This is a genomic window from Vibrio sonorensis (genome assembly GCF_001854765.1).
Taxonomy (GTDB): Bacteria; Pseudomonadota; Gammaproteobacteria; order Enterobacterales; family Vibrionaceae; genus Vibrio; species Vibrio sonorensis.
Genome location: NZ_LJJE01000108.1, coordinates 30851 through 43212 on the forward strand (window position 1 = coordinate 30851; position 12362 = coordinate 43212).

Here is a 12362-nt window from a genome sequence, read left to right on the forward strand (position 1 = left end):
GTCGGGTAAACCGCAACAATTAAGGAAAATAGTCAATGGACATTATTCTTGGTGTAGTGATGTTTACTCTGATTGTACTCGCACTAGTTTTAGTGATTTTATTCGCTAAGTCTAAGCTTGTACCAACAGGTGACATTACAATTTCTGTAAACGATGACCCTTCTTTGGCGATCGTTACACAACCAGGTAGTAAACTGCTGGGGGCTCTTGCTGGCGCTGGCGTATTCGTTTCTTCTGCTTGTGGTGGCGGTGGCTCATGTGGTCAGTGTCGTGTAAAAGTTAAATCAGGTGGTGGTGATATCCTACCTACCGAGCTTGACCATATCACTAAAGGTGAAGCTCGCGAAGGCGAACGCCTTGCGTGTCAGGTTGCAATGAAAACCGACATGGATATCGAACTTCCTGAAGAAATCTTCGGTGTTAAAAAGTGGGAATGTTCAGTTATCTCTAACGATAACAAAGCGACATTCATCAAAGAGCTTAAGCTACAGATCCCTGATGGCGAATCCGTACCTTTCCGTGCGGGTGGTTACATCCAGATCGAAGCGCCTGCTCACCACGTGAAATACGCAGACTACGATATTCCTGAAGAGTATCGCGAAGATTGGGACAAGTTTAACTTGTTCCGCTACGAGTCTAAGGTAAGCGAAGAGACAATCCGCGCCTACTCAATGGCTAACTACCCTGAAGAAGAAGGCATTATTATGCTTAACGTGCGTATCGCTACGCCGCCGCCTAATAATCCTGATGTACCACCTGGTATCATGTCTTCGTTTATCTGGTCTCTTAAAGAGGGCGACAAGTGTACTATTTCTGGTCCATTTGGTGAGTTCTTCGCGAAAGATACAGACAACGAGATGGTCTTCGTGGGCGGTGGTGCTGGTATGGCTCCAATGCGTTCACACATCTTCGACCAGCTCAAGCGTCTTAAGTCTTCTCGTAAGATGTCATTCTGGTACGGTGCTCGTTCTAAACGCGAAATGTTCTACGTAGAGGATTTCGACGGCCTACAAGCAGAAAACGACAACTTCGTATGGCACTGTGCGCTGTCTGACCCAATGCCTGAAGACAATTGGGATGGTTACACTGGCTTCATCCACAACGTACTGTACGAAAACTATCTGAAGGATCACGATGCGCCTGAAGATTGTGAGTACTACATGTGTGGTCCACCAATGATGAACGCAGCGGTTATTGGCATGCTGAAGGATCTTGGTGTTGAGGATGAAAACATCCTTCTCGATGACTTCGGTGGTTAATGACCTCTGAATAAGAAAAGTGGCTGACTCATCTGAGTCAGCCATTGTTTTTTGTTGCTAAAGGCAAATGGTTATTCGATGACTATTTCCCTTTAATAATTGAACATAATAAGGAATTCACAAGTGAGAATTTGGCTTGTCGTAATCGCGTCTGTTATCGCTTTAGCTGGCTGTGAGAAGTCTGTTCAACAAGTTCATATTAGTGGCCCAACGATGGGGACTAGTTACAACATTAAATACCTTGAGTCAGACACTATTCCCACACCAGAAGAGCTTCAGGTAGAAGTAGACAAACTACTTGAGCAAGTGAACGACGATATGTCTACTTATCGCAAAACTTCTGAATTGAGCCGCTTTAACCAGTATCACGGTAGCGATGGCTTTGACGTCTCTTCGAGAACGGCAACCGTTGTTAAAGAGGCGATTCGCCTTAATGAGGTTACGCTTGGCGCGTTAGATGTCACGGTAGGTCCTTTGGTTAACTTATGGGGTTTTGGCCCAGAAGCTCGACCGGAAGTGGTCCCTACTGAACAGGAACTGGCAGAGCGTCGAGCAAAAGTTGGTATTCAGTACCTTTCAGTTCAAAACAACCAGCTAATTAAAACCAACCCTGATTTGTACGTGGATCTTTCGACGATCGCTAAAGGGTGGGGCGTTGACGTAGTCGCTGACTATCTCACTTCGGTCGGTGTGGAAAACTATATGGTCGAAGTCGGAGGTGAAATCCGATTGCAAGGCGTTAATCGCGAAGGGGTCGGTTGGCGTATCGCTGTTGAGAAACCGACCGCTGGGGAGCGCAGTATCCAGCATATTATCGAGCCCGGTGATATGGCTGTGGCAACTTCGGGGGATTATCGCAACTATTTTGAAAAAAATGGTGTAAGATATTCACATATAATTAACCCAGAAACGGGTAAACCGATCACTCATAAGGTGGTGTCAGTGACGGTTTTAGATAAATCTTCCATGACAGCAGATGGCTTATCAACAGGTCTAATGGTGTTAGGCGAAGTCAAGGGTATGCAAGTCGCTAATGATAATAATATTGCAGCCCTGATGATTGTAAAAACGGATCAAGGATTCGTAGAAATGGCGTCCGAAGCATTTAAGCCATTTCTAAAATAATTCAAAGTAAAGTGAGCGTGTCGTATGAATGAATTTATTATCACATTTGGACTGTTCCTTTCTGTTATCACCATGATGGCAGTGGGTTATATCTTCCAGAAAAAGGTGGTTAAAGGCAGCTGTGGTGGACTTGGTGCCGTTGGTATCGATAAAGTGTGTAACTGCCCAGAACCTTGTGATGCCCGTAAAAAACGGGAAGCGAGAGAAGCCGTTAGGGCTGAAAAACTTGCTGCTCGTGAGAAGAAACTCGAATCTTGGGAAAAAGATCGAATTGCTTAATCGCAAACGGAATTTAAATGAGAAAAGCATCGTTGATACGATGCTTTTTTATAGGGTATGGTGAGCGCCTACTCTGATATCAGGCGATTCCTGCCTGATTCTTTGGCTTGGTATAAACGATCATCAGCCAATCGGATTTGCTCTTCGAGCTCGGCATCGATACAACTGACACCAATGCTGACCGAGAGTCGGATAAGTTGATCGTTATAGGGAATGGGGGTTTGTTCAATGTGTTGACGAAATTGCTCTAACCGAGTGACAAAGTCATCAAATGTCGCATTGGAAAAAATACAAAACTCCTCTCCGCCAAAGCGAACAGCAATATCCGCTTTAAACAGCACTTTTAAAACTTTACCAACCTGCGTGAGAACCTTATCTCCCCCTTCGTGCCCATAGGTGTCATTCACCTTCTTAAAATGGTCAATGTCCAACATGGCAATATTGCGCTTTTGAGCATTGCGACTTATGTGTTCAAACAAGTAGCGACGATTCCAAAGACCGGTCAACATATCTTGATTGGCGAGTTTAAACAGTTTGTCTGTGGCTTCTTTCATATCCAGAACTTGATGAACTCGGCAGTAGAACTCTTCATTGTTAAAGGGTTTGTGAAGAAAATCATTTGCGCCAGCTTTAAGAAACTTCGCTGTGATCGTTTTGTCGGTACTGCCTGACAACCCCAAAACCGCTAAGCTGTTTTTGTCATAGAGCTGGCGAATCTCTCTTGTCATGGAGACGCCGTCTTTTTCGGGCATGTCGTGGTCGGTGATTACAAATGTAATATCAGGGGTATTAGAAAGCTTTTGCAAAGCTTCAAGCCCATTTTTAGCTTGGGTGGTTCGTATGTATTGATGTTCTAAAAGTTGACACACATGCTGTCTTACCGTCGAAGAATCATCCACTACTAGAGCGTGATGGTTTGCATTGTTCATGAGACGTTTTGCTAAAGGAAGCAAGTAAGAGATGGAGCTCATACTGTCTTTTAATATGTAGTCGACGACGCCTTTTGCGATAAAACGCTCTCTGGTCTTGGTTGAAAAGGTCGCCGTCAATACAATGACTTTTTGCTTATGATCTAGAACGAGATCGATCACTTCGCCATTTTCGGCATCTGGCAAGCAATAGTCTAATACAGCAAATAGAAAATCATCGTTTTCTTTGAGTATGGCTTGGGCATTTTGATAAGTGTCGGCGGATAGCACATGGCAACCAATACTGGTTAGTTGCTGAACTAAGTAGTTGCGAAAGGCGCGACTGTCTTCGACGACCAAAACTTTGTGGTTCAACTTTTCTTTCCCTGAGTTAATTTACTTATCTATTAATAATAAGCGCAAATTCGCTCCCCTGTCGGAAAATGTCAGGAGCATTAGTCACATCTCGTGGTAACTTTGTGGTTATTGGGTTAGACTGGTTAAATATACAGTTATTCTTATTGCATTATGTTGGTCGAGAAAACAAGAAAAATCATACACATAGATATGGATTGTTTTTTTGCAGCGGTTGAGATGCGGGACAACCCTTCCTACCGAGGTCGGCCTTTAGCGTCGGTGGTAGCGAAAAGCATCGCGGAGTGATCAGCACGTGCAACTATGAGGCAAGGCGCTTTGGCGTGCGTAGTGCCATGTCGACCGCTAAGGCAAAGAAACTGTGCCCATCTCTTTTGGTGATCCCCGGCAGGATGCAAGTTTACAAACAGGTATCTAAGCAAATAAGAGCCATTTTTTTGCGATACACGGACTTAATAGAACCACTCTCCCTCGATGAAGCTTTCCTTGATGTGACTGATTCTAAGCATTGCCAAGGTTCCGCCACTCTTATTGCCGAAGAGATTCGGTTGGCGATTCGAAATGAACTCGATTTAACGGCCTCTGCAGGTGTTGCGCCACTTAAGTTTCTCGCTAAGGTTTCTTCTGATGTAAACAAACCCGATGGCATATGTGTCGTGCCGCCAGAAAAGGTCCAAGAGGTGGTGGATAAACTCCCCTTGGAAAAAATACCAGGTGTTGGAAAAGTCAGTTTAGAGAAGCTCCATCAAGCGGGATTCTACCTTTGTGAAGATGTGAGGCAGAGTGACTACCGCGAGATTTTGACAAAGTTTGGACGTTTAGGCGCTTCACTCTGGAAAAAGAGTCACGGTATTGATAATCGAGAAGTCGTGGTTGAAAGAGAGCGCAAATCTGTCGGTGTCGAACGTACGTTTAGTGAAAACATTTCTACCTTTGACCAGTGTTGGAATGTAATTGAAAGCAAACTATTTCCAGAGCTCGATAGGCGATTGAGTAAAGCTTGCCCAGAGAAAGCCATAATCAAACAGGGCGTAAAGCTTAAGTTTGCGGACTTTCAGCTAACCACAATTGAACACATCCACCCTGAGTTTGAGCTTGCCCACTTTAAACAGCTTTTACGAGATATTCTGCAAAGGCAAAAAGGTAGAGAGATTCGTTTATTGGGGATTAGTGTGATGTTGAAACCGGAAGAACAGGTGCGCCAGTTGAGTTTTTTCGAGTAAGGACAGTTTCTATTATAATGGGGGCCAGTTCTTTGCGAATATTGAAAGTTGAATGATAAAAATGAATAAAGCGGAACTGCTAAATGCCGTTGTTGAACTGGCAGAGCAAAACCTATCCATCGCGAAAGCGGCCACTCAAACGGCAATGGATGCAGCAACTGATGAGCAAACCAAACCTGAGCACAAATACGATACGCTTGCACTAGAAGCAGCCTACTTAGCCCACGGGCAAGCGATGAGAGTCGAGGAGTGCGAACAGGAGCTTGCTCAACTAAAGGCGTTACCCGAACAGAGTTTTGTCGGTCGATCTGCAGGAGTTGGCGCGTATATTGTATTGGAAGATGAACAAGGAAAGTCTCGCCATCTTTTACTTTGCCCCTGTTCTGGAGGAACGGTAGTAACTTTGGCAGGCGTTGAGATCTCCGTGGTGACACCGAGCTCCCCCATAGGTCGAGCGGTTATGGGCAAGCAAGTTGATGATGAAATATCGTTACAGGTTGGAGACGCGGAGTTTTGCTACGAGCTCGCTAATCTAGAGTAAGTTTTGGCCTCAGGTTGACCTACAAGCCAGTGCGTGATGTTATGGTTGAGAAAAATAAAGTTGGGATGTGTTATGAAAAGGCTCTTAGTATTGAGTTCGCTGTTGGCAAGTCAGTATGCGATGGCTGGCCAATGTCAGTTTGAATTACAAAATGAGATCCACTTGAATGATCAAGTGCTCACTATTCAGCAAACGAGTGGTGGGTCCGCCAGCATTGACGGTGACAACAATCTGTTTATTCACGGTGAAAAGATTGAACTAGATGCGGATCAACAAGCGGCAATTCAAGCTTATCGCAACCAGTTAAATGATTACCTTCCAAAGTTAAAAGCGATGACGGTCGAAGGTTTAGCACTCGCTAATGAAATTATCGACGATGTGGCGACCAGTTTTGATATGCCAGATGCATTTGACGACGTGAAAGCGTCAATGAAGTCGTATTTTGAAGCACTTGAAGAAAAGTACTATCAGGGCAATGATTTTGTGATACCAGCCGATAGCCTATCAAATCTAAGTCAAGGTTGGTTAGAAGATCTTGAACGTGCAAAAGATCTATTCACTAGCGAGTTTATTGGTAGTGCTTTTCAAGCCATGTCGGAAAAAATGAAGCAAGATGGTGGACTTAACTTAACTGAGTTAGCTGACAATATGGCGGAGCTGAAAGCGAAAATCGCTGAGCGACTTAAAGCGCACGAAAGTGAGATTCAAAAGCAAAGCGACTCTATGTGTGATTCTTTGGAAGAGTTATCGGAACAAGAATCTGAGTTACACAGCATTATTCCTCAGTTAAAAGAGTATCAGTTGTTCACTATTTGACTGGTTTCTATCGATGACAAAGGGCGCTTAATGCGCTCTTTTTTGTTACTCAAAAGCTAGGTTGTTCGATTTTTATTCTGTGTATTTTAAAGTGTACAGCCTGAGTCACTGGAAATATTCGATGCAGACGATGTTTTCTCCTGCTCTGGCTTGTATCACTCGTTTCTCTGTAATAGTGTACTAGCAAACTAGTTCATATGTCATAGAGTGAGTAGTATGACTCAGAAAGCAAATTCATCATCTCGTGAGCATTTTGGCTCTCGATTAGGTTTTATTCTTGCAGCAGCTGGTGCTGCTGTAGGCTTGGGCAATATTTGGGGTTTTCCAACTCAAGCCGCTAGCAACGGCGGTGGCGCGTTCCTGATGGTCTATCTGATCATGATCATGGTGGTCGCTTTTCCTATGTTAGTTGTGGAGATGGCAATTGGTCGCCATGGACAAGCTAACCCTGTTGATAGTATGCGTTCACTAACCTCTAGCCCTGTAGGCAAAAGAGCGGGGGCGGCCGTTGGTTGGTTAGGATTAAGTGTGCCAAGCGCCGTACTTGCTTTCTATAGCATTGTGGGTGGTTGGTTGATCTGTTTCTTGTTAGGGGCGATTACCGACCTATTGGGAATGGAAGCGGCAACCGCTTGGTTCAAAGGGTTTAGTGTTGAGCGCAACTTGTTCGGTACTCTGGTGTTTTACGTACTAACGGTTCTTATCGTACAGGGCGGCGTTAAGCAAGGTATCGAAAAATGGTCGACTCGATTAATGCCAGCCTTGTTCGTATTGTTTGCCATGCTGTTTATCTACATCATGACACAAAGCGGTGCAGTCGAAGGTCTAAAGCACTACCTAGTTCCTGATTTTGACAAAGTATGGGATCGCAAACTTATCTTGGCTGCAATGGGACAAGGCTTCTTCTCGCTGACCATTGGTGGCTGTTCCATGCTTATCTATGGTTCTTACCTGAGCAAGAAAGAGAACTTGCCTAAAATGGCCATTAACGTGACGTTGGTGGATACAGCGGTTGCGTTTATCGCAGGCCTTGTAGTACTACCTGCTATGTTCGTGGCAATGCAAAAAGGTGTGCAGATTTACGCAGAAGACGGCTCTTTGCTCAGTTCAGATACTTTAGTCTTTACTGTACTGCCTCTTATGTTTGATAGCTTAGGTCTACTTGGACAGTTGTTTGCCGTTGTCTTCTTCTTGCTACTGACCATCGCTGCGTTAACTTCGTCTATCTCGATGTTAGAGTGTCCAGTAGCATTGGTAAGCGAACGCTTTGAAAGCAAGCGCTCGACGACGAGCTGGGTCTTAGGTGGTTTGATTGCACTGGTTAGTGTTGTGATCGTATTTAACTTTGGCGCTCTATTTGGCTTAGTCGCCACGGTTGCAACGCAATACTTACAGCCGACTGCGGCGCTGTTCTTCTGTCTGTTTGGTGGCTGGGTATGGAGCCGTCATTCAAAAATTAAAGAGTTAGAGCAAGGCTGCCCAGAGTTCACACAAGGTTGGTTTGGTAAACTCTGGCCGATATACATCAAGTTTGTCTGCCCAATTTTGGTCACCACGGTCATATGGGCCTCATTTGGCTAAAGAGTGGTTGATACTCAATTTGAAACGGCCCGCCATTTTGGCGGGCTCTGTTTTTGAGTTATGGAATAATCTGTCCAGTAGTGAGTGTTTCGAGTTCTGTCTCGACAATGGTTTCAATAAACTCACCGACCTGAGTCTCCACTTCGTTCTCATCTTGGCTAAAAAAGGCGAGGTGGAAAACGGCGTCACCTTCGTTGACCAGCGGCAAGGTTTGCTGACCAACAACAATGCCAGCTTTTGGCGCTCGTAACTCAGTTTCACCATGTCCTAATGGTGAGCTGATGAACGCAATGATCTGATCTTTTTCAACTTTTTCTCCCAGTGTAACTAAGGTACGCAAAATACCGTCACTTTCTGCTCGTAGCCATTTAGTCGACTTAGCAATAATCGGAATTGGTACGCGTTTTCTGTCCGAGCGAAGCATGGCTAAGGACTGCATAACTCGTTTTACACCCATAACTCCAGCTTGAATACAGATAGGTTCAAACCGCAACGCTTCTCCCGCTTCATAGGTGAGAACGGGGATACCCAGCCTCTCAGCTTCGCTTCTCAGCGAGCCATCTCGCAGCGGAGCGTCAATCACCACTGGCGTTCCAAAAGCATTGGCGATATTGAGGGTGGTTTCGTTGCTTAAATCGGCTCTGATCTGTGGCAAGTTGGTTCGATGAATGGCGCCAGTGTGTAGATCTAAAATGACATCACACCTTTGTGCCAACTGGGTAAAAAAGGTGTGTGCAATACGCGAAGCCAAAGAGCCCGTATTAGTACCGGGAAAGCAGCGATTGAGATCCCGCCTGTCCGGCAGGTATCTCGACTTGTGAATAAAACCAAACACATTAACGATAGGTACGGCGATGACCGTACCTTTTAATTTATGTGCATCTAGGGTGTTGATCAGTTGTCTAACGATCTCTACCCCGTTTAGCTCATCACCGTGAATCGCAGCATTAACCATCAATGTTGGACCTTGGTAACGGCCGTTGATAATTTCTACCGGAATGGAAAGCGGCGAATGGGTATAAAGTTTCGCTGTTTCCAGTTCAAAGGCTTTTTGCTCCCCCGACTCTACAAATTGGCCAAGGAACTCAAAAGCACAATTATTCTTAGCCTTTGCCACGCGTTTTAGTCCTATTACTGGCGGCGTTTTTTTCGATAAACTCGATAATCATGCCGGCGATATCTTTACCCGTTGCAGCTTCGATTCCTTCAAGCCCTGGCGAAGAGTTGACTTCCATCACCAATGGACCGCGTTCAGAGCGAAGAAGGTCAACCCCTGCTACATTCAGCCCCATAGCTTTGGCTGCTGCAACTGCGGTACGGCGTTCCTCTGGAGTAATCTTGATCAGTGAAGCCGTTCCCCCTCGATGCAGGTTAGAACGAAATTCACCTTCAGCCCCTTGACGTTTCATTGCTGCAATGACTTTGTCGCCAATGACAAAGCAGCGAATATCGGCACCACCAGCTTCTTTAATGTACTCCTGTACCATGATGTTGGCTTTAAGTCCCATAAAGGCTTCAACAACACTTTCCGCCGCTTTACGTGTTTCAGCTAGTACCACACCTATGCCCTGAGTTCCCTCTAGCAACTTAATCACTACGGGCGCACCACCTACCATTTCAAGTAGGTCTTTCACATCATCGGGTTTACTTGCAAAACCAGTAATTGGCATGCCGACACCCTTGCGTGAGAGTAACTGCATCGAACGCAATTTGTCGCGGGAGCGAGTGATCGCCACCGATTCGTTTACTGGATACACCCCCATCATTTCAAACTGACGCAATACGGCGGTGCCATAGAAGGTGACGGATGCCCCAATGCGCGGAATAATCGCTTCATATCCCTTGAGCTCTTCTCCTTTGAAATGAATCTCGGGCTTCTCGGAGTTGATATTCATATAGCAACGCAACGCATCGATCACTTTCACTTGGTGACCGCGACTCTCTGCCGCTTCGATCAAGCGCTTGGTTGAGTAAAGGCCTGAATTGCGGGAAAGAATACCAATTTTCATTATTTCTGCTCCTCAAGAGAAACTAAAAAGGACTTTGTTGGATTTACTAGTAGTTTGTTGTGCATTGCTGTACGGCCTAATAACATTCGAAACGCCATGTTTTCTCTATTGGTTAGTGTGATCTCTATTGGCCATGATTCTTTGCCAAGAGTGATCAGACTTTCAATGACATAGCGCGTTTCTTCGTGCCCACCTGAGTCGCGAACCATTCTTTGATCTTTTACTTTTGCTTCGCAAATGACTTCGATGTCCGAACACTTTTGATTAGGGTGTATCCAAAATCGAACCCAATGTTGTTGCCCCTTGTAAAACTCCTCAATTCGAAAAGCATGCAAACAAGAAGTTCTTGCTCCAGTGTCCACTTTGGCTTTTATTCGACTAATCATCAGTTCGGGTAAAGCCACGTATTCACGCCAGCCTACGGTGATTGTTTGGTGCATTGCTGTAACACATGTTAACGACCAAAATGCGACACTTGGCGTTGTTTCGCGAAAAGGAGTGATGACAATGTGTCACTCCACCAAAACCGTTCGGTCGTTGAATTTGGTCTTATGAAATAAAAGTACGTTGGAACAACGTAACCCCGCGCATGGAAACCATGCCTTGAGTAGAGCGTTAGGAATGACTCTAAGGTGCTCAAGTGAGGTGAACTTTAGCAGTGGTCTATCTATGTCGCTAACGAAATAAAATGACCTTTACGACAAAAAATATTTGTGGATAGAAAACAAAAATAGCCGGCATTTATGCCGGCTATTTGCTTCGATTGTGGATTACGACTTGGTAGGAATATTGCGTAGTAAGGCTACCATTTGATCCCAGTATAGCGCTACGGTGTCAATCTTCACTTTCTCGTCTGGAGAGTGTGGGAACTTAATCGTTGGGCCGAATGAAACCATGTCCATATTAGGGTACGGTTCTTTAAATAGTCCGCACTCTAGACCTGCGTGAATAACCATGATGTTTGGCTTGTGTCCGTAGATACCTTCGTACATATCGCGGAATACCACCATGATCTCAGAGTCAGCATCTGGCTTCCAACCTGGGTATGCGCCCGAAAATGTCACTTGTGCGCCAGCGAGTTCACCGATAGAAGACAGTGTGCTTTCAACTTGCTGTCGACCTGAGTCGATCAAGGAACGAACAAGGCATAGTACGTTTACTTTATTCTCTTCTGTAGTGATCACACCAACGTTAAGAGAGGTCTCAACAACGCCTTCAATTTCATCGCTCATGCGAATAACGCCATTAGGGCATGCGTTTAGTGCTGCTACAAAACGTTGCTGGTCTGCGACGGCAAATACTCGCTCGCTTGTTTCGACGACTTCGTTAAAAGAAACAATATCAGTTTCAATTTTGCCAAGCTCTTGGCTTAGAAGTTGAGTATAGTCTTCAAATAGTTCTGCAAGTTTATCTTGATTCTCAGCAGGAACAGCAATGGTTACAAATGCTTCGCGAGGAATAGCATTGCGCAGGCTACCACCGCGGAATTCGATCAAACGCAGATCAAGTTCTTGTGCGTGACCTGCTAGGAATCGAGCAACAAGCTTGTTTGCGTTACCTCGACCCGTGTGAATATCACAACCCGAGTGGCCACCTTTTAGTCCTTTTAGGACAAGTTGACGAGTGACATATCCCGCAGGTACGGATTCACGTGTAATGTCGAAAGCCATCTCGCCGTCGATACCACCAGCGCAGCCCATGTAAACTTCACCTTCTTGCTCTGAGTCAGTATTTAGAAGGATATCGCCCTCTAACCAACCTGCCTCAAGGCCGAATGCACCAGTCATCCCCGCTTCTTCATCAACAGTCAGTAGTACTTCAATTGGACCATGAGCAATATCATCAGCGGCAAGAACAGCAAGGCATGATGCCATACCGATACCGTTGTCGGCACCGAGTGTTGTTCCTTTGGCTGTCACCCATTCACCGTCGATGAAGGGTTGAATAGGATCTTTAGTAAAGTCGTGTTCAGTATCTTCGTTTTTCTGAGGGACCATATCGATGTGCGCTTGCAACACGACACCTTTGCGATCTTCCATGCCTTTCGTCGCAGGCTTTTTAATAAATACGTTACCAGTAGGGTCACGGCGAACATCAAGGCCTTGCTCTTTAGCCCAGTTAACTATGAATTGGGCCAATTCTTCTTCATGTTTAGAAGGATGGGGAATAGAGCAAATTTTATCGAAAAACTGCCATAAAGACTTAGGCGATAAATTGCTGATTTCAGAATGGAATTCAGACACGGA

General features: G+C 45.2%; 11 protein-coding genes and 1 pseudogene. 7 read left to right on the forward strand and 5 right to left on the reverse strand.

Annotated features, from left to right (window positions below; genetic code table 11):
- Positions 1 to 35: 35 nt before the first annotated feature.
- The 3 genes from nqrF (at position 36) to nqrM (ending at position 2663) form a co-directional block, all read left to right on the forward strand.
- Positions 36 to 1259 (forward strand): NADH:ubiquinone reductase (Na(+)-transporting) subunit F, encoded by a 1224-nt coding sequence (gene nqrF / locus BLO31_RS19470; RefSeq protein WP_070970744.1) that lies wholly within the window; start codon positions 36 to 38, stop codon positions 1257 to 1259.
- Between the two features lie 123 nt (positions 1260 to 1382).
- Positions 1383 to 2384, forward strand: coding sequence for an FAD:protein FMN transferase (locus BLO31_RS19475; protein WP_070970747.1), 1002 nt, complete (start codon positions 1383 to 1385; stop codon positions 2382 to 2384).
- Between the two features lie 24 nt (positions 2385 to 2408).
- Positions 2409 to 2663, forward strand: a complete 255-nt coding sequence (gene nqrM / locus BLO31_RS19480) for a (Na+)-NQR maturation NqrM (RefSeq protein WP_070970749.1) — start codon at positions 2409 to 2411, stop codon at positions 2661 to 2663.
- Positions 2664 to 2731: 68 nt separating this feature from the next.
- On the opposite strand, the gene BLO31_RS19485 is transcribed toward nqrM, so the two are convergent.
- Positions 2732 to 3946: a GGDEF domain-containing response regulator gene (locus tag BLO31_RS19485; protein ID WP_070970752.1), complete on the reverse strand. Its 1215-nt coding sequence runs from the start codon at positions 3944 to 3946 to the stop codon at positions 2732 to 2734.
- Between the two features lie 153 nt (positions 3947 to 4099).
- Between BLO31_RS19485 and dinB the strand changes: the two are divergent.
- From dinB to BLO31_RS19505, 4 genes and pseudogenes are all read left to right on the forward strand, one after another.
- Positions 4100 to 5169, forward strand: a pseudogene (dinB, locus tag BLO31_RS19490) (DNA polymerase IV).
- Between the two features lie 52 nt (positions 5170 to 5221).
- The gene (locus BLO31_RS19495) at positions 5222 to 5710 is read left to right on the forward strand and encodes a transcription elongation factor (RefSeq protein WP_425425312.1); all 489 of its coding nucleotides are present in this window, start codon (positions 5222 to 5224) and stop codon (positions 5708 to 5710) included.
- Between the two features lie 72 nt (positions 5711 to 5782).
- Positions 5783 to 6526, forward strand: coding sequence for a YggN family protein (locus tag BLO31_RS19500; protein WP_070970755.1), 744 nt, complete (start codon positions 5783 to 5785; stop codon positions 6524 to 6526).
- A gap of 216 nt (positions 6527 to 6742) precedes the next feature.
- Entirely contained in the window at positions 6743 to 8107 is a 1365-nt protein-coding gene (locus BLO31_RS19505) for a sodium-dependent transporter (protein WP_070970758.1), read from the forward strand.
- A 58-nt stretch (positions 8108 to 8165) separates the two neighbouring features.
- Here the strand turns inward: BLO31_RS19505 and BLO31_RS19510 are convergent, their stop codons facing one another.
- The 4 genes from BLO31_RS19510 to BLO31_RS19525 all read right to left on the reverse strand — a co-directional run bounded on the left by BLO31_RS19510 (position 8166) and on the right by BLO31_RS19525 (position 12359).
- The gene (locus tag BLO31_RS19510) at positions 8166 to 9224 is read right to left on the reverse strand and encodes a succinylglutamate desuccinylase/aspartoacylase family protein (RefSeq protein ID WP_070970761.1); all 1059 of its coding nucleotides are present in this window, start codon (positions 9222 to 9224) and stop codon (positions 8166 to 8168) included.
- Complete coding sequence (gene rimK / locus BLO31_RS19515) at positions 9211 to 10116, reverse strand: 30S ribosomal protein S6--L-glutamate ligase (protein ID WP_070970763.1); 906 nt, start codon at positions 10114 to 10116, stop codon at positions 9211 to 9213. Before rimK ends, BLO31_RS19510 begins: the two co-directional genes overlap by 14 nt.
- Positions 10116 to 10556 carry an ATP-dependent zinc protease family protein gene (locus BLO31_RS19520; RefSeq protein WP_070970768.1) on the reverse strand — a complete coding sequence of 147 codons (441 nt, stop codon included), beginning with the start codon at positions 10554 to 10556 and terminating at the stop codon, positions 10116 to 10118. Before BLO31_RS19520 ends, rimK begins: the two co-directional genes overlap by 1 nt.
- Before the next feature lie 330 nt (positions 10557 to 10886).
- A complete protein-coding gene (locus tag BLO31_RS19525) occupies positions 10887 to 12359 on the reverse strand; it encodes an aminoacyl-histidine dipeptidase (protein ID WP_070970769.1) in 1473 nt (490 codons plus the stop codon).
- Positions 12360 to 12362 lie beyond the last annotated feature (3 nt).

What these genes read in the sequence shown, in the direction of transcription:
- nqrF (WP_070970744.1), top strand. Translation starts at nt 36, where the DNA reads ATGGACATTATTCTTGGTGTAGTGATGTTTACTCTGATTGTACTCGCA.
- nqrM (WP_070970749.1), top strand. Translation starts at nt 2,409, where the DNA reads ATGAATGAATTTATTATCACATTTGGACTGTTCCTTTCTGTTATCACC.
- BLO31_RS19495 (WP_425425312.1), top strand. Translation starts at nt 5,222, where the DNA reads ATGATAAAAATGAATAAAGCGGAACTGCTAAATGCCGTTGTTGAACTG.
- BLO31_RS19500 (WP_070970755.1), top strand. Translation starts at nt 5,783, where the DNA reads ATGAAAAGGCTCTTAGTATTGAGTTCGCTGTTGGCAAGTCAGTATGCG.
- BLO31_RS19505 (WP_070970758.1), top strand. Translation starts at nt 6,743, where the DNA reads ATGACTCAGAAAGCAAATTCATCATCTCGTGAGCATTTTGGCTCTCGA.
- rimK (WP_070970763.1), bottom strand. Translation starts at nt 10,116, where the DNA reads ATGAAAATTGGTATTCTTTCCCGCAATTCAGGCCTTTACTCAACCAAG.
- BLO31_RS19520 (WP_070970768.1), bottom strand. Translation starts at nt 10,556, where the DNA reads ATGCACCAAACAATCACCGTAGGCTGGCGTGAATACGTGGCTTTACCC.